General features: G+C 51.5%; 22 protein-coding genes. 7 read left to right on the forward strand and 15 right to left on the reverse strand.

Going from position 1 to position 25,760, the window contains the following annotated elements; translation table 11 throughout:
* Nucleotides 1-96: 96 nt before the first annotated feature.
* From blaOXA to ACZ45B_RS09700, 4 genes are all read left to right on the forward strand, one after another.
* Nucleotides 97-987 carry a class D beta-lactamase gene (blaOXA, locus tag ACZ45B_RS09685; RefSeq protein WP_236612501.1) on the forward strand — a complete coding sequence of 297 codons (891 nt, stop codon included), beginning with the start codon at nt 97-99 and terminating at the stop codon, nt 985-987.
* A 32-nt stretch (nt 988-1,019) separates the two neighbouring features.
* Complete coding sequence (locus ACZ45B_RS09690) at nt 1,020-1,664, forward strand: transaldolase family protein (RefSeq protein WP_024546688.1); 645 nt, start codon at nt 1,020-1,022, stop codon at nt 1,662-1,664.
* 59 nt (nt 1,665-1,723) lie between these two features.
* Entirely contained in the window at nt 1,724-3,139 is a 1,416-nt protein-coding gene (locus ACZ45B_RS09695; RefSeq protein WP_029681955.1) for a folate/biopterin family MFS transporter, read from the forward strand.
* A 142-nt stretch (nt 3,140-3,281) separates the two neighbouring features.
* Nucleotides 3,282-3,941, forward strand: coding sequence for a M23 family metallopeptidase (locus ACZ45B_RS09700; RefSeq protein WP_024546686.1), 660 nt, complete (start codon nt 3,282-3,284; stop codon nt 3,939-3,941).
* A gap of 32 nt (nt 3,942-3,973) precedes the next feature.
* On the opposite strand, the gene ACZ45B_RS09705 is transcribed toward ACZ45B_RS09700, so the two are convergent.
* From ACZ45B_RS09705 to ACZ45B_RS09715, 3 genes are read right to left on the reverse strand one after another with little or no spacing between them, the layout of a single operon-like run.
* On the reverse strand, nt 3,974-4,831 hold the full coding sequence (locus tag ACZ45B_RS09705) for an ATP adenylyltransferase family protein (protein WP_024546685.1): 858 nt from the start codon (nt 4,829-4,831) through the stop codon (nt 3,974-3,976).
* Nucleotides 4,832-4,873: 42 nt separating this feature from the next.
* Nucleotides 4,874-6,100, reverse strand: a complete 1,227-nt coding sequence (locus ACZ45B_RS09710) for an ABC transporter ATP-binding protein (protein ID WP_024546684.1) — start codon at nt 6,098-6,100, stop codon at nt 4,874-4,876.
* 57 nt (nt 6,101-6,157) lie between these two features.
* Entirely contained in the window at nt 6,158-7,039 is an 882-nt protein-coding gene (locus tag ACZ45B_RS09715; RefSeq protein WP_024546403.1) for a tetratricopeptide repeat protein, read from the reverse strand.
* Between the two features lie 170 nt (nt 7,040-7,209).
* Between ACZ45B_RS09715 and ACZ45B_RS09720 the strand changes: the two genes are divergently transcribed.
* Nucleotides 7,210-8,634 (forward strand): permuted SH3 domain-containing protein, encoded by a 1,425-nt coding sequence (locus ACZ45B_RS09720; protein ID WP_024546404.1) that lies wholly within the window; start codon nt 7,210-7,212, stop codon nt 8,632-8,634.
* A gap of 13 nt (nt 8,635-8,647) precedes the next feature.
* Here ACZ45B_RS09720 and ACZ45B_RS09725 read toward each other — a convergent pair whose 3' ends face one another.
* The 3 genes from ACZ45B_RS09725 to ACZ45B_RS09735 all read right to left on the reverse strand — a co-directional run bounded on the left by ACZ45B_RS09725 (nt 8,648) and on the right by ACZ45B_RS09735 (nt 11,550).
* Nucleotides 8,648-9,877, reverse strand: a complete 1,230-nt coding sequence (locus tag ACZ45B_RS09725; RefSeq protein ID WP_024546405.1) for a zinc ribbon domain-containing protein — start codon at nt 9,875-9,877, stop codon at nt 8,648-8,650.
* 109 nt (nt 9,878-9,986) lie between these two features.
* On the reverse strand, nt 9,987-11,000 hold the full coding sequence (locus ACZ45B_RS09730) for an ABC transporter permease (protein WP_024546406.1): 1,014 nt from the start codon (nt 10,998-11,000) through the stop codon (nt 9,987-9,989).
* A 31-nt stretch (nt 11,001-11,031) separates the two neighbouring features.
* A complete protein-coding gene (locus tag ACZ45B_RS09735) occupies nt 11,032-11,550 on the reverse strand; it encodes an adenine phosphoribosyltransferase (protein WP_024546407.1) in 519 nt (172 codons plus the stop codon).
* Nucleotides 11,551-11,744: 194 nt separating this feature from the next.
* On the opposite strand from ACZ45B_RS09735, the gene ribE reads away from it, so the two are divergent.
* Nucleotides 11,745-12,428 (forward strand): riboflavin synthase, encoded by a 684-nt coding sequence (gene ribE / locus ACZ45B_RS09740; RefSeq protein WP_024546408.1) that lies wholly within the window; start codon nt 11,745-11,747, stop codon nt 12,426-12,428.
* A 1-nt stretch (nt 12,429) separates the two neighbouring features.
* Here the strand turns inward: ribE and ACZ45B_RS09745 are convergent, their stop codons facing one another.
* Genes ACZ45B_RS09745 through ACZ45B_RS09765 form a run of 5 tightly spaced genes read right to left on the reverse strand, consistent with a single transcriptional unit; the run spans nt 12,430 to nt 17,236 of the window.
* Complete coding sequence (locus ACZ45B_RS09745) at nt 12,430-13,377, reverse strand: DUF6208 family protein (protein ID WP_024546409.1); 948 nt, start codon at nt 13,375-13,377, stop codon at nt 12,430-12,432.
* Nucleotides 13,378-13,399: 22 nt separating this feature from the next.
* Complete coding sequence (locus ACZ45B_RS09750) at nt 13,400-14,074, reverse strand: M15 family metallopeptidase (RefSeq protein WP_024546410.1); 675 nt, start codon at nt 14,072-14,074, stop codon at nt 13,400-13,402.
* Nucleotides 14,075-14,086: 12 nt separating this feature from the next.
* Nucleotides 14,087-14,791 carry a potassium channel family protein gene (locus tag ACZ45B_RS09755; protein WP_024546411.1) on the reverse strand — a complete coding sequence of 235 codons (705 nt, stop codon included), beginning with the start codon at nt 14,789-14,791 and terminating at the stop codon, nt 14,087-14,089.
* Nucleotides 14,792-14,850: 59 nt separating this feature from the next.
* On the reverse strand, nt 14,851-16,185 hold the full coding sequence (locus ACZ45B_RS09760) for a TrkH family potassium uptake protein (RefSeq protein ID WP_024546412.1): 1,335 nt from the start codon (nt 16,183-16,185) through the stop codon (nt 14,851-14,853).
* A gap of 58 nt (nt 16,186-16,243) precedes the next feature.
* Entirely contained in the window at nt 16,244-17,236 is a 993-nt protein-coding gene (locus ACZ45B_RS09765) for a glycosyltransferase (RefSeq protein ID WP_024546413.1), read from the reverse strand.
* A gap of 110 nt (nt 17,237-17,346) precedes the next feature.
* Between ACZ45B_RS09765 and ACZ45B_RS09770 the strand changes: the two genes are divergently transcribed.
* Complete coding sequence (locus ACZ45B_RS09770; protein WP_024546414.1) at nt 17,347-18,978, forward strand: dipeptide ABC transporter ATP-binding protein; 1,632 nt, start codon at nt 17,347-17,349, stop codon at nt 18,976-18,978.
* 1 nt (nt 18,979) lies between these two features.
* On the opposite strand, the gene ACZ45B_RS09775 is transcribed toward ACZ45B_RS09770, so the two are convergent.
* From ACZ45B_RS09775 to ACZ45B_RS09790, 4 genes are all read right to left on the reverse strand, one after another.
* On the reverse strand, nt 18,980-20,929 hold the full coding sequence (locus ACZ45B_RS09775; protein ID WP_464674861.1) for an MASE1 domain-containing protein: 1,950 nt from the start codon (nt 20,927-20,929) through the stop codon (nt 18,980-18,982).
* Between the two features lie 54 nt (nt 20,930-20,983).
* Nucleotides 20,984-22,510: a family 10 glycosylhydrolase gene (locus ACZ45B_RS09780; RefSeq protein WP_024546416.1), complete on the reverse strand. Its 1,527-nt coding sequence runs from the start codon at nt 22,508-22,510 to the stop codon at nt 20,984-20,986.
* 172 nt (nt 22,511-22,682) lie between these two features.
* Entirely contained in the window at nt 22,683-23,486 is an 804-nt protein-coding gene (locus ACZ45B_RS09785; protein WP_024546417.1) for an AsmA family protein, read from the reverse strand.
* 118 nt (nt 23,487-23,604) lie between these two features.
* A complete protein-coding gene (locus tag ACZ45B_RS09790; RefSeq protein WP_464674862.1) occupies nt 23,605-25,749 on the reverse strand; it encodes a hypothetical protein in 2,145 nt (714 codons plus the stop codon).
* Between the last annotated feature and the right edge of the window lie 11 nt (nt 25,750-25,760).

Below are 25,760 nucleotides of genomic sequence, written 5' to 3' on the forward strand. Positions count from 1 at the left end.
CTTGTCGATTTTGGCGATCGCCTTTTTATCCGCAGGGAAGAAGGGCGATCGCTTTTTTGTAAGGCATCAGAAAAATCATCGCTAGAATAGAGCAGATTGAATCTTTTCGAGAAAATCATGCGCCGAATAATTTTTACATTCAGTCTAACAACTATTGCCTGTATAAATTTTGCCTTGGGGACATCTGAAGTGGCAGTCTCTGCTTCCCATGAAATGGGGTCAGAAGTTGAAACTCAAAATTCAGTTTTTATGCCTCAAGATATTGACTTTGGCAAACATTTTCGTGACTTGGATGTTGAAGGTTCAATTCTGATTTACGATGCTCAAAACAATCGCACTTATCAATATAATCCCGAACGAAATCAAACAGCTTTCCCTGCCGCCTCAACTTTTAAAATTCTCAATTCTATGATTGCCCTAGAAACGGGGGTGATCAACGATGAACTTTCGGTCTTAACTTGGGATGGCATTCAGCGGGAATTACCCCAATGGAATCGGGACTTGAATTTACGGGAAGCGTTTAAAGTTTCTGGCGTTTGGTTTTATCAAGTGTTGGCGCGGCGGGTTGGCCATGAGCAAATGGATGAATGGATGACAAAAGTCGATTATGGCAATCAAAAAATTGGCGAACCAGAATCGATTGATCGTTTTTGGCTAGATGGAATTCTACAAGTTACCCCCCAAGAACAGGTTGATTTTTTACAGGATCTCCATGCTGAAAAACTTCCTTTTTCTGAGCGCACAATGGCAATTGTTAAAGACATTATGATTGCAGAACAAACACCAGACTATACCATCAGCGCAAAAACAGGCTGGTTTGGCTTCGGGGATTATTCAAAGCCGAATATTGGCTGGTATGTCGGCTACGTTGAAAAAGATGAAAATGTTTACTTTTTTGCGACAAACATTAATATTGATACGGAAAGAGATGCTGCAGTTCGCATCGAATTAACCCGCCGTTGCTTGCAGGATTTAGGCATACTGTAACGGATAGAAAGGGATAAACCAAGGACGTAATAATGATTTATTTAGACTCGGCGATCGCCTCCGAGGCAATTGAAGTGATGGCCTGGGGTTGGGTCAAAGGCATCACCACCAATCCCACCCTCCTTGCCAAGGTCACTAATCCCCCGGAAGAAACCCTCAAAGCTTTGGCCGCAATTACTCCCGGGGAACTGTATTACCAACTGGTGAGCGAAGACTGTGACGGCATGATCCGGGAGGCCCACCGGGCACGGGAGATTATCGGTGACAAACTGGTGCTAAAAATTCCCGCCACCTTTACAGGCTTCCAAGCCCTCTCAAAACTCGCACCAGAAATTGCTTGTTCCGTTACCGCCATCTATCACCCAAGCCAAGCGGTGATTGCCGCCGAGGGGGGTGCAAAATATGCGATCGCCTATGTGAATCGGGCCACCAGACTCCTAGGAGATGGTTACGCTCTAGTTAAGGAAATGAAAACGGTCCTCCAGGGCAGCGAGACGACGATCCTCGCTGCTAGCCTCAAATCCAGCGATGAGGTGGCTGGGGCGATCGCCGCTGGAGCCGACCACATCACTGTCCCCTTTGCGATGCTAAAGACTTTGACCTCTCATCCCCTCTCGGAGGAAACAAAGGTAGAATTTAATCGCCTCGGGTGTGGTTTGCCGGAAACAGATTCCTAAGGAGGTTGTCTATACTGAGTGAATAGCATTTACAAAACTTCATCATAAGTAATCCCTTGATGACCTTTTTCGACAACCTCAAAAAACCGACCCTCTTTGGCCATGTGGTCACACCGGAACTATTTGCGCTGCTGACGGTGTATTTTGTCCAGGGCATTTTGAACCTGTCCCGGCTGGCGGTGAGCTTTTTCCTCAAGGATGACCTCGGCCTAACGCCGGCAGAGGTGGCGGCTCTCACGGGCTTAGCGGCCTTCCCCTGGGTGGTGAAGCCCCTGTTTGGTTTCCTCTCCGATGGTTTCCCTTTGTTTGGCTATCGGCGGCGGTCCTATCTGATTTTGGCAGGGTTACTCGGCTGTGGCGCTTGGGCGGCGATGGCGACGGTTGTCGAAACCCCTTGGCTCGCGGCGACAATGATTGTCCTCAGTTCTGTCTCCGTGGCGATCAGTGATGTGATCGTCGATTCGGTGGTGGTAGAACGGGCCCGGGCGGAATCCCTCGATAAAGTCGGCTCCCTCCAATCTCTCACCTGGGCGGTGGCAGCGGTGGGGAGTTTAACCACGGCCTACCTCAGTGGCTGGTTACTAGAGCAGTTTGATACGCGGGTCGTTTTTGGGATTACAGCGATCTTTCCATTGCTCGTTTCGGCGATCGCCCTGCTGATCATTGAACAGCCCCAAGCCTCTGGTTCTTTCCAAGCCACCACCACTAACATTACAACCCAAGTCAAGACCCTCTGGGGAGCAGTGCGCCAAAAAGCAATCTTATTGCCCATGGCCTTCGTTTTTCTCTGGCAAGCCACCCCCAGCGCCGACTCTGCCTTCTTCTTCTTTGTGACCAACGAATTGGACTTTAACCCCGAATTTCTCGGACGGGTGCGCCTAGTAACCAGTTTTGCGGCTCTAGCAGGAATTTATATCTACCAGCGCTATTTGAAGCAGGTATCATTTCGAAAAATCTTGGGCTGGAGTACCGTTATTTCAGCGGTATTAGGATTTACCACGCTGATCCTCGTCACCCATGCCAACCGTGCCCTGGGCATTGATGACCGCTGGTTTAGCCTTGGGGATAACCTAATTTTGACCGTCACTGGGGAAATCGCCCTGATGCCGATCTTGGTGCTGTCAGCCCGCCTCTGCCCACCAGGGGTAGAAGCGACGATGTTTGCCCTTTTGATGTCTAGTTGGAATTTGGCGGGGCTGCTGTCCCACGAATTGGGGGCTTTGCTCACCCAATGGCTCGGCGTCACAGAAACGGATTTTGATCGTCTGTGGCTGTTGGTGACGATTACGAACCTCTCGACGCTACTACCTCTAGTGTTCTTGAAATGGTTGCCCGCAGGGGATCCCCAGGCGGAATTAGAAACGCCTCCCATTGAACTGTACGAACATCGCGCTGCTCTGTCAGGCACAGAATCAGCTCTTTTCCCGACGGTAGAGCCTAATTTTGTTGGCTCCCAGGTAGAAAAACATTCTTGATCTAAAAAAATTCAGCGGGTGTCAAAGATCTGTGAAACAAAAATGCACAGACTAGAGACTAGAATTACAATGGTTTGTCAACAATGAACCATTGCTTTTGTGTGGGGTTTCCCACCTTGTGGACTTTTAGGCTTTGATGTGAATGCTGAACCTATCGTTTTATCTCCGTCGTTCTCGCCGTTGGGTGAAATCAATTCTGCTAGGTGTGGTCACCTTTGCTCTGGTATTAGGGTTTAATCTTCTACCCCAACCCCAATCGGCTCCCCTGGCGATCGCCCAGGCCCAAACCAAAATTAGTACCAATAACAGTTGGCGCCAAGCTTCGTTTCCGGTGGAAAACTTTCAGAGGTATACCTCTGGCTTTGGCTACCGGACCTCTCCGACCAGCGGCCAACGTCAATTTCACCAAGGCCTAGATATTGCTGCTCCCCTTGGTAGCTATGTCCGTAATTGGTGGAGCGGTCAAGTGATCGGCCTTTCGGATAACACCGCCTGCGGCACAATGATTCAAATCAAATCGGGTGATTGGGAACATATTTACTGTCACCTTAGTGGCTATGTGTCTTCTTCAAATCAAGGGACATTCCTGTTGGATCGCAACGGTGGTATTCAGGTGTGGCTCGGTCAAGAAATTAACGCTGGGACGCGAATTGGCCGGGTAGGAATGACGGGGCGCACCACTGGCCCTCATCTCCATTGGGGTCTGAAGCATGCAGGGAATTTAGTAGATCCGGCCCTGGTGCTCCAAGCGATGTATAACCAGCCCACTGCTTCCCTAGATGATTTAGTACAACCTACTTAAATTCTGCCCTAATCAATCCTAATCAACCATGGCTAATCCCTCTGAGCTGCCACCTTTCGGAGCAGTTGTAGGGGGGTTAGTTGTTTGAGGAAGGCTAATTGGGTTTGGTTGCGCACTAGCAGTGCCCCGGCAAACCCCAGGGAGTTTACGGGAATATTTTTGTAGTGGTCTTGCGATCGCCTGACCAAGAGCATCCAGCGGCGGGTCACCAAGAGGTTGTAGGGTACGGTTTGGGGGCCTGGGCTAAAGGGGCCTTCAAGTAATTGGAGAAAACGCAGTAGAGAGACATAGGCTTCAAACAAAGTTTTGCCTTCATAGTCCCCAGGGAGGGGGATAATCCCATGGGTGAAAGCAAACAGGGGCACTTGCTGGGGTTGAAAATCTGTCCTGAGGGAAGACAGCACTTGATCAATGGGCACCGCAAAGGTTTCAGTGTTTGCGTGAAAGGGGATCAATTGTAGGTGTTTGTGGGGTTGACTGGCCCCGGCGATCGCCCCAGCGTTATAGAAAGCCAAGCCATCGAGTCGTTGTAAACAATGGGCGAGGGCGGTGAAATCTGCTAGCGTAAGCCAGGTTTCCTGGGGTTGAAACTCCCGGGTGATGATCAAAATATGGTGATCGACCACGTTGAATTTATTCAGCAGACACACGTGGTGGGGGGTCAGGTCGCAGACAAAGAGATTTTCGTCGTAGGGCAGAAAAGGGTTGATCTTTGCCTTTTCCTGGCGAGCTTGGTAATTTTCCTTCCGGGCCAATTGTTCTAAGATTCGCACCACAAAGGGGATGTCGTGGTCGATGACAATTTCCTGGGCGGTGGTCAGAGAATGGAGTGCCCCCACCTGTCGGGCGTGCTTGGTGGTCCGTTGGATTTGAGACAACAACTCATTCATAGATCCCTGGGGCGATCACTCCAAGATGAAACATCCCAAAGTTTAGCGGATCGATGCTGGCGCTTCATCTTTTCTGCTGGGTTGACCAAGGGAAAGTTCTGTCTCGGGATCAAAAAAGTGTAGTTGTTCTGGGTCGAAGGCGAGCCAAATCTGTTGCTGGGGGCTGACCTTTTCATTAGGGGAAATGCGCACCTTGAGATTGACCATCGGAAAATCTACCAAATGCGCACTGAGGAAGGTTTCGTTCCCCAGAGCTTCTACCAAGTCGATGATGACGGCAAGGTTTTTGGTGGCAGCAGGACTGAGACGCAGATGTTCCGGCCGAATCCCCAGCAGGAGCGATCGCCCCCGGTAGGGCTGGAGCAGCGATTGCCAGGCATCTGGGGCTGTGAATCGAAACTGGGGATGTTCGACCACCCCATTGATATCGACATTGACCGACAAAAAGTTCATGGGGGGTGACCCGATAAATTCTGCCACAAAGCGATTTATTGGCCGGTTGTAGACTTCGAGGGGCGGGGCTACCTGGAGAATTTCGCCTTTGTGCATCACCGCAATGCGATCGCCCATGGTCATCGCTTCGGTTTGATCGTGGGTCACATAGATAGTAGTGATCCCCAGTTGGTGCTGGAGTTGGACAATCTGGGCTCTCGTTTCACTGCGTAGGGCAGCATCCAGGTTAGAAAGGGGCTCATCCATCAAGAAAACCTGGGGATTACGGGCGATCGCCCGGCCCAGGGCCACCCGTTGTTTTTGTCCTCCAGAAAGTTGTTTCGGGAGGCGATCGAGCAGATGATCAATCTGGAGGAGTTGGGCCACCTGCTGTACCCGCTGGCGAATTTGGGCTTCCCCGGTGGGTTGGTAGCGCCAGGCCGTTGGCAAAGGCCGAGTCAGGCCGCGCCAAGTGTTCTGCACCCAAGAACTTTTGGTCTCTGCCGTGGGCATCCGCCGCAGACCAAAGGCAATATTGTCGTAAACGTTGAGGTGTGGGTAGAGGGCATAATTTTGAAACACCATCGCGATGTCCCGCTGCTTGGGGGGCAGATCATTAACGGGGCGATCGCCAATCAAAATTTCCCCGGCGGTGGCAGTTTCTAAACCCGCAATCAACCGTAGTAGCGTACTTTTACCGCAGCCCGAGGCGCCCACCAGCACCATGAATTCACCGTCTTGGATCTGTAAATTGATCCCCCGTAAGACGTCCGTCGATTTTCCAGAAGAGCGGTCTGCAAAGGACTTATAGATTTTGTGAAATGCAACCTGGGCCACAACAGTCTTTTCCCGTCAGAATAACGCAGTGATGCCTATGGTATCGCACCCTAGGGCCTAGGGCTCCATTTCGGGTCGGAAAGCGTTCTGCTCTAGGTCATTCAGCAAGGCTTGTACCGTCGGATTCTCAAACAAGGTACTGGTCGCTTCAATGAGCCGTTCGCCCCAAAGATTTTCGACTAGAAAATCAATTTCACCATAGCGGCTATCGATCGCAAGGGCCTGGCGGGTCAGCTCTAAACCCCTAGAGCGATCACCTTTGGTATAGGTGGCAACAGCCACGGCCAGCTGGGGCTCGGCGGCGGTGGGGTCAATGGCTGCAGCCCGTTGCCAACTGGCGATCGCCGCATCAACTTGCCCCCGTTCGTATTGCACTAGGCCAATGTTATTGATCCCTGGCCAGAAATTCGCATCCTGGGCGATCGCTCTTTCGTAGGTGGCGATCGCCGCGTCATATTGCTCGAGCATGTACTGAGTATTGCCCAGATCAAACAACGTCTCAATGGAATTATCTCCGAGGCGGGTCGCCATGTTCAGGGCGCTTAGGGCGGACTCATATTCCCCCTTCTGGAAATAGGCAGAACCTAAAATGCTATGGACACCGCTTTCCCGCGCATTTAAGCGTCTGGCCATATTGAGGGCTTGGATCCCCCCATCAAAATCCTGCTCTTGCACCAGCAGCGTGCCAAGGATATACCAAGCTTCAAACCGCTCAGGCACCAACTGAGTTGCCAACTTTGCCCGGGGGATGGCCCAGCTATATTGTTGAAAACGCGATAGCTGAACCGCATCTTCGATCAGCATTAAGCCCTGTTGTTCGAGTTCCAGTTGACTCAAGTCGCGCCTGAGGGGAAGGACCGCTTGGGAACGCACGGGTGCTCCCGTCGACAAAACACACATCCAGGCTCCAAAGGCCACTAACCAAAGACGTTTAAGCACAATCTACTCTTCACAAAATGCAGTAATCACAGATCAAGTCTAGCGACTTTCCCGGGCAATTGACGCGAAATTTTTATGAAAAGATTCCTATACCATGGGGTTATTTAAATTTTTGGGGATTAGAGTAGACTACGGATTATTGTTGTTCACCTATGCCCCTCCAAGTTTTTATGATTGGTGCTCTCGTCACCCCCAAAAAAGTTGCATTGTCCTTGGCTGCCCTCACGGGGGGAATTCTACTCATCGGCCTACCAGTTTCGAAAATGGTCGGCGATCGCCAGACGAGTATTGGAGAAGAACAACTGATGGCCCTCACCGTCCCCGTTGAGGTGGAAAATTTGGCCGTGCGTATTGAAGCCAATGGCATCGTTGAACCCATTCAAAGTGTGAATATCAGTCCTAAAACCCCCGGTCGTCTGGCGCAGCTGTTGGTAGAACAGGGAGATACCGTCACCGCAGGTCAAGAGCTAGCGGTGATGGATAACAACGAACTCTATGCAGAGGGCATCCGGGCTGAAGCATTAACAAAACAGCGCATTGCGGAATTGCGTGCCACTGAAACCAGACTGAAGGGAGAAATTGAAGAAGCCCGCGCCCGCTTCATTCGTACCCAAGCCCAGCTCCAGCAGGCAGAACAGCGCATTCCGAAAGATATTGATCAAGCCAATGCTCAACTAGCCGCCGCCCAAGCCAATCGCCAACGGGCCCAGGACAAGGCCAGACGTTATGAATCTCTGCTCAACAGTGGGGCGATCGCCCAAGAAACCTATGATGAGGTGCTCAACGAGCTGCAAAACGCTAATGCCCGCCTGTTTGAAGCCCAGCAGCGCCTCGCCCAGGTCAATAGCACCGCCAGCCCAGAGTTAGAAGCCCTCACCGCCGCCACCGTGGAGGCCAAAGCAAGTCTTGATCGTCTTGAGCGCACGGCTGAACCACAACTGACCCAACTAACGGCTGCCCTTGAGCAGGCCCAAGCCCAGCGCCAAATCGCCTCAGTGCAATACCAAGATTCGATCATCCGCGCCCCCTTTGATGGGATCATTACACAGAAATTTGCCACAGAAGGGGCTTTTGTTACCCCCACCACCGCTGCTTCGAGCACGGCCTCGGCAACATCTTCTTCGATCTTAGCTTTGGCCCGGGGCCTAGAGGTCATCGCGCGGGTACCAGAGGTGGATATTCAACAAATTGAAGTCGGCCAAGATGTAGAAATTGTTGCCGATGCTGACCGGAGTCAGGTTTTCCAAGGACGGGTTATTTTAGTTGCCCCCGAAGCAATCGTCGAAAACAATGTCACCTCTTTTGAGGTGCGCATCGCGCTCCTGTCGGGCCGGGAGTTTTTACGGTCTAAGATGAATGCGGATGTGACTTTTGTGGGACAAAATCTCACCAATGTGATGACTGTCCCCACGGTGGCGATCGCCACTGAGCAGGGAGAAACAGGTGTATTAGTGCCTGACAGTAACAACAACCCCAGGTTTCAACCAGTAATCATCGGCGCAACGGTGGGCGATCGCACACAAATCGTCCGAGGCATCACCCCCGATGACCGAGTTTTCATTGACTTACCGAGAAATGTAGAACGGCCCGAGTAAAGCCTTGGATAATCTACGAGGGTAAAGAATCGGATAAATTCACCCCGCAATGACGACAAAATTCTGTGTATTTGTGGATGGGGCGATCGCAGCGGGGGCAGGCCGAATATTGTTCAAAACCACAAAACGGGCAGAAAATTTCACCCTGACTGAGGCGGCAACTACATTGAATGCAGCGCTGTTTTTGGATGCGACTTTTTGCCTGGACTTTTGGATTAAAAACAAACCGTTGCAGCAGTTTAATTAACCCAAAACCGATAAGGGGAATAATGAAAATCAAGAGGTAACTTGAAACAAAAACCAAGCCCCCTAAAAGTGCGATTAGAACATCAAAAATCAGGGCAATTAGATTGCCAAACTGAATAAATTCCAACACCTTAATCAGGAGTGGAATACAAAAAATTAGTAACAAATGCCAACTTAAAAGGGCCTGGGTGTTGCGTTGGTGATCAACGGCGCTTTGGTGCCAAAAATAACCAATAAGAATGAGCGGTACAAGGAACAGAACTTGTAGGAAAAACTGTTGATTAGCATGCCAAAATTGCGCTCGATTAAAATCCTGTTCGAGGCTGGTGAAAAATGGGCGATCGCCTAAAGCCGTCAGATAAGCTTTGACATCTGGCTGGTTCAATAGTTCAGTCTTTTTCGCCTCAAAGGTCTGGGTCACTGCGGCCCGCTGCGCTTCAGTGGTCTCGATTTCTGACAGGGTTTGGGCCGCTGTCGTTTCGTTGATGGATAACTCTGGATCCTGGCCTGCAATTTGCTCTAGTAGCGTTGAATCATACTGCTCGCGGAGGGTGACAATGCGCTGATCGAGGGTTTGAATGTCTGTCTGGAGCGTCTCGATTTCTTGGCGTAGGACACGGGTTTGTTCATTCCTCACCCTGGGAGTTAAGTCCCGAAGGCGATCACATTGGTCTGAAACGCGGCCGAGGCGCCCGACCGTATCCACAGAGGGTACTTCCCGGGTGGGATAATCCCCCAATAGATCCATCACCCAGGGAACATCACGGTTTGCGTCAGTATTGCTTTGATAGGCTTGGTACACCGAATAGCAAGGGTACTGCTCGTAGGGGGACAGGGGCCAACGGCCAACACTATCAAGCCCCTGAAAAACATTAATCAACACAAAAATGTCAATTAAAATCAAGATCACTAAACTGACTTTATTGAGCGGTTCTTGGCGAATATGAGTCGATTTTCGGATGCCACTCCGGATCAAGCGCTTAAACCAACGCACCATAGATTTTTCCAGAATTTTTTCCACTCTAGAAAAAACCGGAAGAAAAAGGGTTGTTTTAGTTATAAATCTTTGCTGTTTTGATTGGGATCTAAGCGCGATTAAGAATGAACTACTTCAAATCATCTAAACTGATGCGGGGGTCGGCGAATTTGAGCAGTAAATCTGCCATTAAATTACCAACAATGAGCATTGTGGCACTCATCATTAAAGCCGCCATCACTAGATATAAATCCTGGGCCTGGACTGCCTGGAGTGTGAGAGTACCGAGGCCCGGCCAATTAAAGAAAAATTCTGAAATAAACGAGCCACTTAATAGACTGGCAAACTCAAAGCCTAAAAGGGTGATCAGGGGATTGATCGCGTTGCGGAGGGCATGGACGTAGATGACGCGATTTTCTGGTAAACCTTTGGCCCGAGCTGTCTGGATATAGTCTTGGCGCAAGACATCGAGTAATTGCCCCCGGGTGAGTCGCTGTAGCCCGGCAAAACCGGTCAAACTGAGGGCGATCGTCGGCAAAATCATATGCCAGCCGAGGTCGGCGATTTTGCCATACCAAGGTAGATCGACGAAGTTGATGCTGGTCATCCCCCCAACGGGAAGCAGCGGGGAGAGCTGCTGGGCGACCATCAACAGGGCCAGGGCGGTAATGAAGCTGGGTAAGCCCTGACCAAGGTAACTAATAACCCGCAAAATGCGGTCGAGGTTAGTATTTTGTTTGACGGCACTGAGAATCCCCAGGGGAATGGCGATCGCCCAGGTACCAACGATTGAGGTCAATGCCAGGAGTAAGGTGGCCGGCATCCGTTCTAGGAGCAGTTCATGGACCGGGCGGAAGGATTCAAAACTAATGCCAAAATCAAAGTAGCGTACTACGCGCCAGATCCAGCGACCATATTGGGTTAACACTGATTGATCTAGGCCGAAACGTTGCTCTAAATCGAGGAGCGTTTCTTCACTCATTTGGGGATTTTGGCGGAGGGCATCGAGGTAGTCCCCTGGGGCCAACTGGATGATCACAAAGCTCAAGATTGAAGCAAGAAACAGGGTCAAAACCGCCTGGAGCACTCGCTTAAAAATATAGAGACTGGTGGCCCGGTCAAAGATGGTCAGGGGATTGCGCATAGTTTTTGGGAAACGAAGATCAATAGCATCCTTAGTATTGGATCAGGGACAATACCGGGGCGTCCGGTAGGCGATCGCGCCCTTTGAGATCCAACAGTTCCACAATAAATATAAAACCAATAATTTCGCAGCCGATTTTGGTAAGCAATTCGGCGGTGGCCTTGGCGGTGCCCCCAGTGGCAATCAAATCATCGACGATCAAAATTTTGTCGCCGGAACCGACTGCATCCTGGTGGATTTCGAGGGTATCGGTGCCATATTCCAGCTCATATTCCACCGTATGCACCGCCGCTGGTAATTTCCCAGGCTTGCGCACCGGTACAAAACCGGCGTTGAGGTTGTAGGCAAGGGTCGGCCCAAAGATAAAACCCCTTGATTCCATGCCTACCACATGGTCAGGTTTGAGATTCGCTTCGATACACAGTTGCACCAGGGCATCCATGGTGTAGCGCATCCCTTCGGGATGGTTGAGGAGGGTGGTAATGTCCCGGAAAAGGATGCCAGGTTTCGGAAAATCAGGAATATCGCGGATGAGGGACTTTAAATCCATAGTTTCTAACACAAGCTCTAACGCAAAAGGCGATCGCCCCCCATCTTACCGATTTCTGGAGCTCTGGGCACAGCAGCGATGACTTTTTCTGGGTTTCGTTTTTGTCTGCTGAAACAAGGGCAAGCCCCGGTTTGGTCGGTCAATCCCGGTACAATCAAAAAACCCTTACGTTATGCATCTGCACCGAACGCCCCGTGTTTACTGGATTGATTCAAGCCCTTGGTTCCGTTAAAGCCCTTGGAGGCGATCGCTTTGCCATCGAAATCGCCGGTCATAGCGTGGCCCAAGTTATGCACGATCTGGCCCTGGGGGACAGTGTGGCAGTGGATGGGGTGTGTTTAACCGTGGAAAGCATTTTAGAACAGGGTTTTATCGCGACAGCCTCCCCCGAAACCCTCAAGCGCACAATCCTCGGAGAAGCCGTCAGCCGCTCCCAGTGGGTCAACATTGAAACTTCCCTCAGGGTCGGCAGTAAAATCGGTGGCCATTTCGTTTCTGGCCACGTGGATACCATCGGTGCCTTTGAAAAAGCAGTACAGACAGCCCAGGCTTGGGAACTGTGGTTTACCAGCGCCAAGGCCTATCAAGACACCTGGGATGCGAATATTGCCCCCTGCCTCGTGTCTAAGGGGAGCATCGCGGTCAATGGCATTAGCCTAACGGTGGCGGAATGCGATCGCCTGGGACAGTGGTTTAAGGTGGCCGTGATTCCCCACACCTACGCCGAAACCAATTTGGCCTATCTCAAGCCGGGTAGCCTGGTGAATCTAGAGGGGGATATTCTCGCCAAATATGTGCAGCGCTTCGTCAGTTACCAGCGCGACCAAAAAGCCCCGGACATTGGCCTCGATTTTCTCCAGGAACATGGGTATGTATAAACTACTGAATCTTCAAGGTTCTCTGGTGGGGTGTGACTTGAATGTCCTGGCCCTTAATGGCGGCTAATTCTGTTGCCGCTGCTTGGGAACGGGGCCGCATCCGAATCAGATAATAGCCCTGTTCACCGAGGGGGTCACAGGTGATATTTTCAGTGACTTTTTGCCAACGGAGAGGAAAACTAGCGCGATTGTAGAAGGTCAAATAAAAATCAAAGGCTTGTTGTCTAGGTGCTGCAATGTCTATCCCTAAACTTTCATGGGGATCGAGAGCGCCATAGAAAAACTGGGTATCTGTCGCCCCCACAGGGAGAAATTCTCTTTTTACCAAAGCCGCAGGCAGGCGATCGCGGAATTTAAATAGCGTAAAAATATAGTAGTGAAGCAGCTGAAAATAAAAATTAGTTTTCTGGGCAAGAGTTTGATAAAAATCGTTATTCTGGGGCGAAACTGCGCAGGGAGAAACAGTTAAATCTAAATCGGTTTTAACCGTCGGAAATTGAGGCTTTTCTTTGGGGTGATAGTAGCGTAAACCAACAGTATATTTCCCCTTGGGCAGTGTAATGTTTAACTCCTTTTGACGGGCATCATCCGTTAAGGGGGTGAAATTCAAAACGGTGCGATAACCTGGAAAGTCATAGATGCAGCCCACCCAGGATTCTGTTGAACATCGAATCATGTCCAGGTCAATGGTCAATTCTTTCTCGACAGTAAGTGGCCCCAAAGTGCCAATGATTGCGTGGGTATTCCAGCGGGGTGCTTTGGTCATCAAAACAGGCAAACTCAGGAATTTCTGGAGAGATTCGGCCCCGATAATACGCCATTGTTTAGCATTCTTTTTATTGAGGGCTAAATAGAGCGTATAAAGGTTCCCAATAATAAATTTATTGACCTTGTAAAAGCCGAAGGAGAACAGCGCTAGGGGAATTTCTAACCAGGGTTTGCGTGTCATTTTTTGCTGGGAAAATTGCGTCCTAAATTCTACCGTAGTGGGCGATCGCCTGATGGGTTTGCCAGGCCCAGAGCTGGTCACCATAGGAAAAATGCCACCATTCGTTGGGGTGAATCACAAAACCTGCCTGTTCCATCGCTTGTCTGAGCAGTTGTCGATTGCTGTGGTATCGCTGCTCGATGGGATTGGGGGACATTTGATAAAAATCGGGGTAGGAATAATCGCCGATGTCATCAATATCGCCCCCCATGGGGACAGGCTCACCATTACGGGTGATGAGGGTTAAATCGATCGCTGCCCCCGTACTGTGGGGCGGCGGGGTGGCCGGATCTTCACTCGGTACGGCCCAAAATTGATAAACCTGTTGCCATAATTCTTTTGTCTCTAGGGGGGTCAGATGGCGATCGCCCTTGAGCTGTGCAAATGTGTAGTTCACCATAAATTGCTGTACGGCGATCGGGCGATAGGCATCAAAAATTTGGAGTTGCAAGTCTGGGCGAGAGCGCTGCAATAGATCTTGGGCCTCGATCAGTTTTGTCAACACCCGGCGGCGCAAAAAATAAGGCGATCGCCCCCCATAATCTGCCCCTGCCGCCACATAGGGGTGGGGCGTTACCCGAGGAAACAGATTCGCCGGAATCGGGATCAGAGGATCTTCTTGGGGTTGAATTGGAATCGTTTGGTAGGGTTTAACCATGGCCGACAAAAGCTAAGACAAAGGCAGACGGTAGATCGCCTCATTAGTGCCGATCACCATCATCATCAGATCCTTGTCGAGACGGCGTTCTGGGCCAGGATTAATTTCAAAATGATCCTCATTGCCCACCGCCAGCACGTTCACCCCATAGTTTGCCCGGAGAGAAAGCTCCGAAATGGTCTTACCATGGAAAATTTCTGGAATTTTAATCTCCACAATGCTGTGTTCGCCGTCGATGTTAAAACGATCCAAAATTGAAGGCTTGGTCAGAGTCAGCGCCAGGGAAGCCCCCGCCTCCGCCTCTGGATAAACAATGCGATCGGCACCTACCCGCTTTAGCAGCTTCCCATGGACCTCCGAAGATGCCTTGGCAACCACATGGCCGACGCCTCCTTCCTTCACATTAAGGGTGGTAACGATACTCTCTTGGAGATAATTACCGATCGCCACAATCACCGTATCAAATTCAAAAACTCCCGCCTGACGCAGGGCCGTAACTTCCGTCGAATCCAATTGCATTGCATGGGAGACGATCTTGTCAGAAGTCACCTGGGCCACCAGTTTCGGATTCACATCCGTCCCCAGAACTTCATAGCCCATGCTGTGCAATTTCATACAAACCGCGCGTCCAAATCGTCCCAGGCCAATGACGGCAAACTGGCGGTTTTCTTCGCGCCGGAAACCCTGAAACAGAAAATTCCAATTACGTAAATTCACCGTTTATGTCTACTCCAAAACCCAAAGGGTTGCTCGATGATCGCTGATGTTTGCTGGCATTATCCCACAAGTAAATTTTCTTCGGGATAACTGACCCGCCGGGGGGCTACTTCCCCAAGAATTGCGGACATCAGCAGTAAAACCCCGACCCGCCCGCAGTACATTGTGAAAATAAGGGTCATTTGACCAATGGGTGAAATGCTGGCTGTAATCCCTGTGGAGAGGCCGACGGTGGCAAAGGCAGAAATGACTTCAAACAGGATGGCAATCAGTTCGATTTCTGGGTTACAGATGGAAATGACCGCCGTGGCAATGGTAATCAAGGTCACGGAACCGAAAACAACGGCGATCGCCTTGAAGACAATCGTCTGCATAATTTCGCGGCGAAAGAGAATTACATGGTGATGGCCGAGCAAAACAGTTTTTGTACAACTGGCCAAAATACTCAGGGTGGTTGTTTTGATTCCTCCCCCTGTACCACTGGGGCTAGCCCCGATAAACATTAAGCCCATCGTGATGAATAGCCCGGCCGTTGTCATTTTGCCGATGTCGATACTATTGAAGCCAGCGGTGCGGGTGGTCACAGATTGGAACCAAGCGGCGATCGCCTTTTCACCCCAACTCATCCCGGCAAAGGTATCCGGATTTGACCATTCCACAAATAAAAAGGCAACCGTCCCTACTCCCAAAAGCCAGAGAGTTGTCGTCGTCACCACCGAAAAATTGAGCGAGAACGCGAAGGGACGCCGCTTCCGGAGCCAACGGTGCCGCAGCCAGAGGTACATCTCGATAATCGCTTCATAGCCAATGCCCCCAAAAATAATTAGCCCAGAGATTGCCCCACTCACCAGTAGAGAATGTTGATAACCAACTAAACTGTCTGAAAATAAGCTAAATCCGGCATTATTCCAGGCACTGATGCTGTGAAAAATGGCCAACCAAAGCCCTTCGAGGGGGTTAAAATCCTGGCTAAATCTGCCAAAAAGTAGAATTATGCCGGTTAACTCCCCTAACATCGTCGTCGCAATGATCGAGCGGATTAGATTGCGCGTCCCTTGGTTGTAGGGTTGGTCAAAGGATTCTTTGATGGCAAAGCGTTGATTGAGGGCAAACCTCCGGCCAAGAAGTAGCATCAGGAAAGTAGATAGGGTCATGTAACCCAGCCCGCCCACTTGAATCAGCAGGAGAATGACTCCTTGGCCAAAATGGGAAAAAACGGTGCCGGTGTCGACCACAATCAGACCCGTCACACAAACTGCGGAGGTAGAGGTAAATAGGGCAACCAGAGGGCTATTCCATTCCCCTGAAGTAGTCGACAAGGGCAGTGTTAACAATAAAGCGCCCAGCAAAATGGCACTTAGAAAGCCAAGGCAAATCGTTCTGGCGATAGTCATGGTTGATTAAAACTACGGATAGGGAAAGTGTATTAGTCGAGGCCATGGGTCATTGCATTCAGGTACGGAATTGGGCGAGCTTTTGGCGTAGAGCTAATTTTAAGTGCACAAGGAGGGGGTTTTTACGTTGGAGCTGGATATTGGCTGGGTATTGGGCTTGGTAATCGAAGAAACGGTTGACCTCCTGCAAGATCGTGGCAAAGCGGGGCAGGATCGTTTCGGCGCGGTGTGGCTGCAGCAGAGCTTCGGTGGTGAAATTCGCCGGAGGATTTTCCAGGGCTGCTAAAAGGCGATCGCCGTCGTATTCGACACAATAGGTGCTGATCTTTTGACAGTTAAACCCAGGGTCGAGGTAGTCTGCCAAGGCACCATTAACGCTGCTAAAAAGCTGGCAACCACAGGCGATCGCCTCTAGGGGGGGCAGACCAAACCCTTCACTGACAGCATTATTGAGCCAATATTCCGCCGAATCATAGAGATAAATTTTACTGCGATTGAACAGCTGTGCTAAATCCGGCACAAAGGAACTCACCACTTCTACCCGGCACTTTCCTTGGAGGTAGGGTACCAGTTGCTGGAGCACATAGCTGGAGGTTTTGCGGGTCTGCACCAGCACATCGATATCCCGTTCTTGGTGCAAATTTTGAAACTCTGGGGAAATTTGATTGGGTAGATAAAACAAAGGATTGTTCGGTGCCTTTTGGCCCCAATAGCCGAGGGAATTGTGGCTCACGGCCCAAATGGGAATGTGACTGGGCAACTGAAAACCATAGCCAGTACTGTGGGCATGGTAAACCACATGGTGCGATCGCAGTTGTTTGACCAACTTGGGAATATCAAACCCCCAACTGATCACGAAAATCGCCTCCTGGGGGCGCACCTGGGCCAACACATCCGGTAAATATAGATGGTCGGAGGCTGTTTCCCGATAGGTGACTAAATGGGCCGATTGCAGTTGCTGGGCCAGTTCGCAGGTTTTGATTTCGGCAAAGAGGCCACCGCTGGCAAATTTTTTGCTGACACCGGGGACAAGGAAATAAAGCGATCGCATAGTAGCCATTGGAACTGTCTCTAAAAATATACTGTTTATCTTGAGAAATACTTGGCAGGGCCAGAAATCCCTTTAAAATCAGAGGGTCAGTGTTCCCCCGTTGCCCCCCTATGACCACGTCTCTACTCCAGGTTCAAGATCTCCGCATCGCCTATCCCGCCCAGGGTACAGATTTACAATGGGCTGTCGCCGGGGTGTCTTTTCAAGTCAATCAAGGCGATCGCCTCGGCCTCGTGGGCGAATCGGGCTGCGGGAAATCCACCATCGGCCGCGCCCTACTGAAACTGCTACCCAGGGGTTCCCAAGTGACTGGGGGAGCCACCTTCCAGGAACAACCCATCTTAAATTTGCAAGGCGAGGCCCTGCGCCATTACCGGGGGGAAGTGGTGGGGCTAATTTTCCAAGACCCGATGACTAGGCTTGATCCCTTGATGACCATCGGCAACCACTGCCTCGAAACCCTCCGTTGCCATCGCCCCGACCTCAGCGCCCAGGCCGCTAAACAAAAAGCCCTCGAAACCCTCGCCGCTGTGCGCATTCCTGAAAATCGCTGGGATCAGTATCCCCACGAATTTAGTGGCGGTATGCGCCAACGGGTGGCGATCGCCCTCGCCCTACTGCTAGATCCAAAATTCATCATCGCCGATGAACCCACCACCAGCCTTGATGTCACCGTCGCCAACGAAATTCTCCAGGAACTGACCCGCCTCTGCGCCGAACGGGATATGGGCCTGTTGCTGATTTCCCATGACCTCGCCATGGTGGCAGAATATTGCACCGACATCGCCGTCATGTATCAGGGGGAAATCGTCGAAACCGGCCCCGTCCAGCAAATCTTCAATGACCCGCAGCATCCCTACACCCAAGCTCTCCTCAAAGCAGCCCTCCACCTCCACAGCGATCAAGAAATCTCCCAGAATCCAGAAAAGCGGCCGATCCTCTCCCTTGAAAATTTGGAACAGCACTACATCCTAGAGAGCAACCTGTTTCAACAGCTGATCACTGGCCAAAAAACCCAGGTGATCCGCGCCGTCGATGGCATTGATCTCGATATTTATGCGGGCGAGATCCTTGGCCTCGTGGGGGAATCGGGCTGTGGTAAATCCACCCTCTCCCGGACAATTTTGCAACTGGTTAGACCCACCGGGGGCAAAGTGCTATTTGAGGGCAAAGAATTAAATCAACTTTCTGTAGCCCAGATGCGATCGCAACGGCGACATTTACAGATGATCTTCCAAGATCCCCACGCCTCTCTCAATCCCTTGATGACCGTGGGGGAAAATATCGGCGACCCGCTCCACATCCACCAATTGGCGACGGGGCCAGCGGTGAAAGACAAGGTGCTGCAAATGCTGGAAAAAGTTGGTTTAACGCCTGCCGAAGAATATTACGCCCGTTATCCCCGGCAACTGTCGGGGGGGCAGCAGCAACGGGTGGGCATTGCCAGGGCCTTGATCACCGAGCCGCGCCTGGTAATCTGTGATGAACCGGTCAGTATGCTCGATGCCAGTATTCAGGCCCAGGTATTGGATCTGATGCAAACTCTCAAGGCAGAATTTGACCTCACCTATCTGTTTATTACCCATGATCTGTGGGTGGCGAAATTTTTGTGCGATCGCATTGCCGTGATGAACCAGGGCAAAATTGTGGAGATTGGTCCCACCGTCGAGATTTTCAACAATCCCCAACATCCCTATACCCAAAAACTCTTGGGGGCCGCCCCCCTGATCCAGCGGATTTAGGTTAATTTTGGGATGGGTCAGGGCGACTGGATAAGGTGAAATAAAAGGCCGAGCCATAACTTTCTGGGACGATCGCCCCTGGGTCAAACCAAGAGGACGGGGGATCCCCCGCTAATTGGCCATTACTGAGTACCCAAATTTTGCCGCCCATGATATTCACAAGTCGTTTGGCGATCGCCAAGCCCAGACCACTGCCCCCATAACGCCGACTAATCGACGCATTCGCCTGGGTAAAGGGTTGAAAAAGCTGCTGGAGTTGCTCCCCTTGGATGCCGATCCCTGTGTCGATAATGGCAAAACCCAATTCTGCATCGGCTCCGGGGAGTGGTGAAACCGCATAGCTACTCACAACCAACTGCACCGAACCTGATTCCGTAAATTTCAAGCCATTGCCCAGCAGATTGAAGAGGATTTGCCTGAGTCGCAGATCGTCCCCCAGGAAAAAATCAGGTAAATCACTGTCTATCCGATATTCCAAGGCGATTCCTTTTTTCTCCGCCTGAACTTTGAGCAGGGTCAAAACAGATTTCAAAAGCTCCGGGAGAGAAAAAGAACGCTCTTCCAGGCGGAGGCTTCCCGATTCGACCCGGAGAAAGTCTAAGATGTCGTTGATAATGTTGAGGAGTGTTTTGCCGCTATCTTCGATGATCGCAACCAATTCTGCCTGCTCTTCGTCTAAATCCATGATTGACAGCAAATGGGCGACGCCAATGACCCCATTCATGGGTGTGCGGATCTCATGGCTCATATTTGCTAAAAATTGATTTTTTTCCTGGGCGGCCATTTCAGCGGCTTTTTTCGCTTGGATCAGGTTCAGTTGTCGTTTGAGGGCTTGGTTATATTTGACCAGGAGATGCTCCCGTTGGCGGTAGGCAAGTTCTTTTTGGGCCGAGAGTTCTTCTAGTCGTTGGTTTTGCAGGGCTAGGGTTTGGTTAGTGGCCTTGAGCTCTGCCTTGGCCTGCTGCTTTTCATTCAAGACGGCGATCAATGTGAGGGTCATGAGCCCGATGCAGGCGATGAAAAATTGTGAGAGCAGCAGAGAGTTGCGGAGAGATTCACCGACGAAGGTGCCGTAACCTTGTACCGTGCTGATGGCGACCATCAGGACAATTGATGCCATCAGCAGGGTCGCTCCCACTTCTCGAAATTGAAACGTTGTCCACACCAGAATAGGGGCAAGGAGATATTCGCCGTGGTAGCCATTGATAATCAGGTGGCTGATTCCGGCGGTGAGGATGAGAAGACTGAGGGCCGCAAACCAATGGTGTCGGAGATGTTGAAGGAAGATTTGATGGCGGTGCTGGATTGCAATGATCAGGGGCGCAAAAATGAGGATGCCAAAACCATCGCTCAAAAACCAAGTGCCCGCAATTTCGGGGTAGAGTGACCAGTCTGCTTTTCCGGCCAGGCAGACGATCGCCGCGCAGGCGATCGCCACGGGGATGTGACTGAGAATGCAACCATAGAGAATAAAATTCTGCGTCCGCTTGTGTTGATCGAAAAGATATTGCTGGTGGTTCTGAGCTTGGAACCAACGGGCTGCGACAATTTTTCCGGCGGTGGCGATCGCCGTAATACTGAGAGCCATCACCAAGTTTGGTAAGGCCAACCAAGCTTGGTAGATCACTAATTCTGCCCCGAAAATCCCCCCCAAAACGCCCCACCAAACAGGCCGTCCCCAAATCACTAAAAAACCAACCGCCAGACCCCCCGGAATCCAGATGGGGGTCGAACCTGTTTCGGGATAAACCGTGAAGTTATGGGAAAACAAAGCGGCACAAAAATAGGCGATGGTCACCACCAATTGCTTCCACCAGGGTACCGGGTTATGGAAAGAAAAATGGGCACGCAGCATCGAAATAGATGACAAAACCATTGCAGGGGGAAGCCAGCGGGAAACAACAGCTAGGCGATCATTCACTCCATTGTGGAATGCTTCCTGACTGACCATTGCTGCTGCGCAATGAATCTCCAAATATAGCTTCGAATTAGCCGGCTCCAGTGATCAAAGGCGGCAAAACCTGCGGTCATTATCAAACTGTGGTTCTTGCCAAGAATAAGCAAAATGACTCACGGTATCGATCTCTGGAAACCTGGCCCGCAGTGCTGCCATTTGGTCCCGCAGGGGAGGGCGACCGGTGTGGGGCCGTTCCCAGTCCCCAGCCAGAGCCGGAATAATTTTTGTGCCCGGGGAAGCAAACTGCCGCACGCGGTTAATTTCTTCCATGATGCAATTGGTATTACCACAAACTGCATAGGCCATGGGATGCCATTCCATCGAAGCCGGAAATTTATCCCAGGGTTGGAGACGCGAATCAAACCCCCGTTGGCCCACAGGTTGATTCCCTCCCGGAAAAAAAACAGCACCTGAGGTTGTATTTCGGCTACGAGCCTGGGTCGCTGCTGTATCGACGAAATCGACAACACCTTGGGCCGCATGGCTCACACTGAGAATCCAAAGGTCATTTTCGAGGCGACGGTGGAGGGTGCTGACATCGACCCCAGGCTCATCGGCAGGTACTTGTCTTCCCTGCCAACGGGGGGTTCCTTCGGTGGGATATTGGGCCAGAACTGCGGCCACTTCGCCGACGGTGATTCTGCCTTGGCGCAGATAGGTTTCGATGAGGGCCAAGCCCTGACGATTTTGGGCACGGTTGTAGAGCGCTTGGGCAGAGGCTGGGCCATACACCCACAGGTCTGCAATGGAGGCAGCAACGGAGCGAGTACCGGTACCCCGAGGATAGCGGATGTAGTCAAATAGGATGCCGTCTGGTTGCCGCTGGAGCATCTGGTTAATCAGGTTTTGGTAGTCGGCGATCGCCTGGGGGCTGTAGGGGTCAATAAATGCCTCAGAGCCATTCTCGACAAACTGTAGGCTAGTTTCACCGTAGCCATTGCGGGCCATTGCATTCTGGCGATCTGCCCGGTTGCTATAGACAAAGCCATAGTTCATCCCAAAGAGCCAAGCATAGACCTTGAGACCCCGAGCTCTCCCTTTTTCGATAATCTCTGCCATGAAATCACGGTTTTCAAGGCCAGGGGTAGAAATGCGGGAGGGCCAGGGAGTATTGTTCTGGCTCCTGGGCAACAACACTTGCCCGTCAGCAAAAACTTCCAAATAGAGGTGGTTATAGCCTTTGTTGACAATATCATCAAGGATTTGTTCAATCACGCCGGCTTGGGTATCACAGGGATAGACCCGCAGCCACATCGCTTGCTGCCTGGGCCAATTGCGTTGGCGACAGCTGTTGAGTTGATTGTTATGTTGTTGCACGAGCGCTTGGTATTGGCTCTGGGCCGTAGCATTGCCCTCGATGGCAGCGGTGCGGAGTTGATCTTTTTGGGCGATCGCCTGGGGACTGAGGCGGCAATACTCATTGAGTTGGGCTTGAGCTTGGGCTTGAGCGGTACTCAGCATAAGAGGGGTCATACTCCCCAGCCCAAGGGATAAAAGAGCGGCTTGGCTACGCTTCAACCAAGCTTGGTATCTTTTTTTTCTAGGAGCTTGACCTGATGGGAGCTGCTGAGCCATAAAAATCCTCACACCGGAAATAATGTTGGAATAATCGTCAGGGCATGATTGGGCGATCGCCTGTCCACCGTTAAGGATAACGGAAATTTTTAGCCGAAATCGCCTTTCGTTTAAGGGAGAGAAGGCCGTGGGATTTGATTTGTTCCCCCGGTGGTGGATTTTTTGTCCGTCGCTAAGAACGGGGAGACAATACCTGTTCCGGTAGGGTGACCTCTTCCGGTAACTCCAATCCCGAAAGATCCAATCCCCCGGGGAAAGATTCTTGGATATATTGCAGGGAGGCGGGCAAGATTTCTTCCATAAAGAATAAAGATAATTCTTCGGTCAGGGCTGGGCCGAGGCGATCGGCTAGCTGTTCGCTGATGTTGAGGTTGTTGACATTCGTTAAAGTGACATTGGGCACGGTAATCGTGTGGGCGATCGCCTGCCCTTGCCAAGGCACGGTCAAATTTAAATTTACCTGAATGTTTTCAACGGTTAATTGATCCACTTCGAAGGTGGTGATGGGCTGACCATTGGCATCGGTAGCCGTGGCCTGTCCCTGGTCGACCCACTGTTCGAGCAGTTGAGCCAAATTAACATTTGGGAGAGCGCCAATCATGCGGGGATCGGGCAGATCATTTAAATCCCCTTCGATATTGACCACCACGCCTTCGAGGTTAGCGATCGCCACCTGGAGCGGCTTCCCCTGGAGACTCGGTTGTGTCAGTTGAATTTGCCGGATAGTCAGGAGATTTTCCCCCGTAAACCCCGGCACATTATCAAAGCTCAAGTCATTGAACACCACCTGTTGTTGCAAGAGGCGCACATCGGTTTGTCTCACCGCCGCCTCAACCCCCGTCGCCGCCGTGAGCTCTGTTTCCAGGTCTTGGGTTAACCGTTTTCCTAGCCAATTTTCCGTGGCCAAAAGAGCACCTGTGCCTAAAACAGCCAGGGCAACAATCGATCCGGTAATGATTAAAAATGGTTTTTGCATTGATTCTTTCCTAAAAATATTGTCCCTTGTCCTAAAGGTCAGCCCTCCGCGCCTGTATCTGCCCCAGAGATTGACCACCGGGATAACCTGACCATAGGGCATCACCGAGAAAGAGGAGTCAGTCTTCCGCCTCGAGGGCTTGCCAATCGATGGTGTCAGCAGCGAGATCGGGTAGAACTCGACAATCAAAAGTGGCCCGACGGCTCTCCTGTTGGGAGCGGGGGTCGATGGCGATCGCCTCAAAGCGCACTTCCAGAGTCCCGGGGGGCAGGGGTAACATTTGCTGGCCTTGGAATTGCCCCCCTAATTTGGGGGTAAAGTCAGTCAGTTGGAATGGCCCGGCCAAAAGTTCCCGGGTTTGTCGATCACGCAACCATAACTTTACATAAAGACGATCACCAGCACTGGGCAAAGTGACCTGAACCCTGGCGATTTCGCCCACTTGATAATTCGCTTTATCAAGCAAGAGTTGGGGCTCCGGGACAATTGAAAAATCCGGCTTGTTCTCGCTTTCCGTCGGTGCGGATGCTTCTGGGGAACTGAGCTCAAGCACCTCTGGCCTCTCCCCATTGTCTGAAACCACCTCCGGGCTTTCCATTATTTCATCCCAAAGACTATCGACAACAATTTCTAGGCGGGGAAAAGGCTTGGCCCCAGGAGTTGGAGCCGCTCCCGCCTTAGTTTTAGCCATGTCGGTTTCAGCTGTCGGCGCTTCAGATGAAAGTTCAGTTTCTTTTGCTGCTTCTATTTCCATGGGTTTTGGGGGAGCCGGTGGATGGCTCACCAACCAATGGGAATCGTTCCCCTCACTCACCAGGGCATTAAGGCGGGTAAAAAAGCGGGAATTCCAATCTAAGTCTGCAGCTGGATCGGGGTCGAGGGATTCCCCTGGGGACTCTGGGGGGGCGGTGGGTTCAGGTAGGTCATCGAGGAAGCTACCCGGGCGCGTTGGTAGGTCTGGGGATTCTGGTGCTTGGGGAACTTCTGGTTGTTCGGTTAAGGAAGGAGGGTCACTCATTTCCGGGGCGATCGCCTCCCCTGGGGGTTCTGGCACAGGGGACGGAGCTGAGACAAAATTGGGCAGATCGAGGCCTGGGCTGGTTTTTTTCCCTGGAGATTTTAATTTTGGCGGGAGGATCGATGGCTCTGCTGGGGCCGGTTTACGGGGCGTAGCGCTCACCTCTGGTATGGGCAATTTCAAAGGTTTGCTTGGAGTCACAGGGTTGGGGGAGCTTAGAGTGGCCGTTTCTTGGGGTTCGAGGCGGGCGGCGATCGCCTGATAGTCTGCCACTAGGCTAAAAGTTTGTGCCCCTAAGAGTTCCCCCGTTTGGCTATTGAGGGTCAGCTCTCCTAGGAGAACTAAGGCTTGCCCCAATGCAGGTGGGGTAATGCTTTGGACAAAGGACTGGGGGAATGAACCAAGGGCGATCGCCTGGGTTTCCGTCGCAACCACCGTGGCACTTTCAGGATCTCGCAGGGATACAGTCAAAATCCCCGCAGCGGTGGGAGTGGCTACGCTCCCATGGATTTCCCCCTGGAGAATAATGTCTTGGGGCCCATGCCAACTGTAAATCGTTTGGGCTAACTGAAAATGACAAGGAAGAGATACCGCAGAGATCTCCGGTGGGGGGGTTGGGGTTTGTGCTGGGCTTTCCCAAATAGGCTCTAGTTCTTCTTGGAGTAAGTCATCCAATTCGGCGAGGGAATTTTGTAGGAGGGTTTCAGGATTGTCCACGACAGGGGGCGCTGGCTCTATCGCCGGGGGCGGCACTGGGTCGAGGGCAGGCGCTGCGGCAGTGGGTGGCGCAGTTGTGCCTAGCAACTGCGCAAGGGAGTCATCCAACACCTTTTGGGTTGTCTTCGGGGGGCGGGGTTCTCCGGTAAGGGAAAAATCTGTCTCAAAGGACAGCAGATCTGGGGTAGGGGGTAGGGGCAAGGGCTGGAAAATAGGCGCTGGGGCAGCAACTTGGAGCCTCAGGCTTTTTTCCCAAGGATTCGCCGGATCAAGGCTGCGGCAGATAATACACCATTGACCAATCTCAAGCCGACGAAAGGGCATAATTGCCAAAAGACCCTGGTGATTAGTCGTTTTTCGGCGCTTGGTTTGCCCTTGGGGAGCGGTGATTTCGCAGTGGATTTCTATTTGGGCAGCGCCCTTGGCGGCAATGCGGTACTCCCCGACGGCAAGGTTGAGGGTCGCTGTTTTGGGGATCTCCCAACGGCGATCGCCTTTTTTCTGCAGTAGAAACTCCCAATGCACCATCACCGATTCAC

This window comes from Picosynechococcus sp. NKBG15041c (assembly GCF_055380235.1).

What these genes read in the sequence shown, in the direction of transcription:
- ACZ45B_RS09785 (WP_024546417.1), bottom strand. Translation starts at nt 23,486, where the DNA reads ATGCAAAAACCATTTTTAATCATTACCGGATCGATTGTTGCCCTGGCT.
- ACZ45B_RS09760 (WP_024546412.1), bottom strand. Translation starts at nt 16,185, where the DNA reads ATGACTATCGCCAGAACGATTTGCCTTGGCTTTCTAAGTGCCATTTTG.
- ACZ45B_RS09780 (WP_024546416.1), bottom strand. Translation starts at nt 22,510, where the DNA reads ATGGCTCAGCAGCTCCCATCAGGTCAAGCTCCTAGAAAAAAAAGATAC.
- ACZ45B_RS09730 (WP_024546406.1), bottom strand. Translation starts at nt 11,000, where the DNA reads ATGCGCAATCCCCTGACCATCTTTGACCGGGCCACCAGTCTCTATATT.
- ACZ45B_RS09735 (WP_024546407.1), bottom strand. Translation starts at nt 11,550, where the DNA reads ATGGATTTAAAGTCCCTCATCCGCGATATTCCTGATTTTCCGAAACCT.
- ACZ45B_RS09725 (WP_024546405.1), bottom strand. Translation starts at nt 9,877, where the DNA reads ATGGTGCGTTGGTTTAAGCGCTTGATCCGGAGTGGCATCCGAAAATCG.
- ACZ45B_RS09775 (WP_464674861.1), bottom strand. Translation starts at nt 20,929, where the DNA reads ATGGTCAGTCAGGAAGCATTCCACAATGGAGTGAATGATCGCCTAGCT.
- ACZ45B_RS09695 (WP_029681955.1), top strand. Translation starts at nt 1,724, where the DNA reads ATGACCTTTTTCGACAACCTCAAAAAACCGACCCTCTTTGGCCATGTG.
- ACZ45B_RS09720 (WP_024546404.1), top strand. Translation starts at nt 7,210, where the DNA reads ATGATTGGTGCTCTCGTCACCCCCAAAAAAGTTGCATTGTCCTTGGCT.
- ACZ45B_RS09700 (WP_024546686.1), top strand. Translation starts at nt 3,282, where the DNA reads ATGCTGAACCTATCGTTTTATCTCCGTCGTTCTCGCCGTTGGGTGAAA.
- ACZ45B_RS09745 (WP_024546409.1), bottom strand. Translation starts at nt 13,377, where the DNA reads ATGACACGCAAACCCTGGTTAGAAATTCCCCTAGCGCTGTTCTCCTTC.
- ACZ45B_RS09790 (WP_464674862.1), bottom strand. Translation starts at nt 25,749, where the DNA reads ATGGTGCATTGGGAGTTTCTACTGCAGAAAAAAGGCGATCGCCGTTGG.
- ACZ45B_RS09750 (WP_024546410.1), bottom strand. Translation starts at nt 14,074, where the DNA reads ATGGTTAAACCCTACCAAACGATTCCAATTCAACCCCAAGAAGATCCT.
- ACZ45B_RS09690 (WP_024546688.1), top strand. Translation starts at nt 1,020, where the DNA reads ATGATTTATTTAGACTCGGCGATCGCCTCCGAGGCAATTGAAGTGATG.
- ACZ45B_RS09765 (WP_024546413.1), bottom strand. Translation starts at nt 17,236, where the DNA reads ATGCGATCGCTTTATTTCCTTGTCCCCGGTGTCAGCAAAAAATTTGCC.
- ACZ45B_RS09770 (WP_024546414.1), top strand. Translation starts at nt 17,347, where the DNA reads ATGACCACGTCTCTACTCCAGGTTCAAGATCTCCGCATCGCCTATCCC.
- ACZ45B_RS09705 (WP_024546685.1), bottom strand. Translation starts at nt 4,831, where the DNA reads ATGAATGAGTTGTTGTCTCAAATCCAACGGACCACCAAGCACGCCCGA.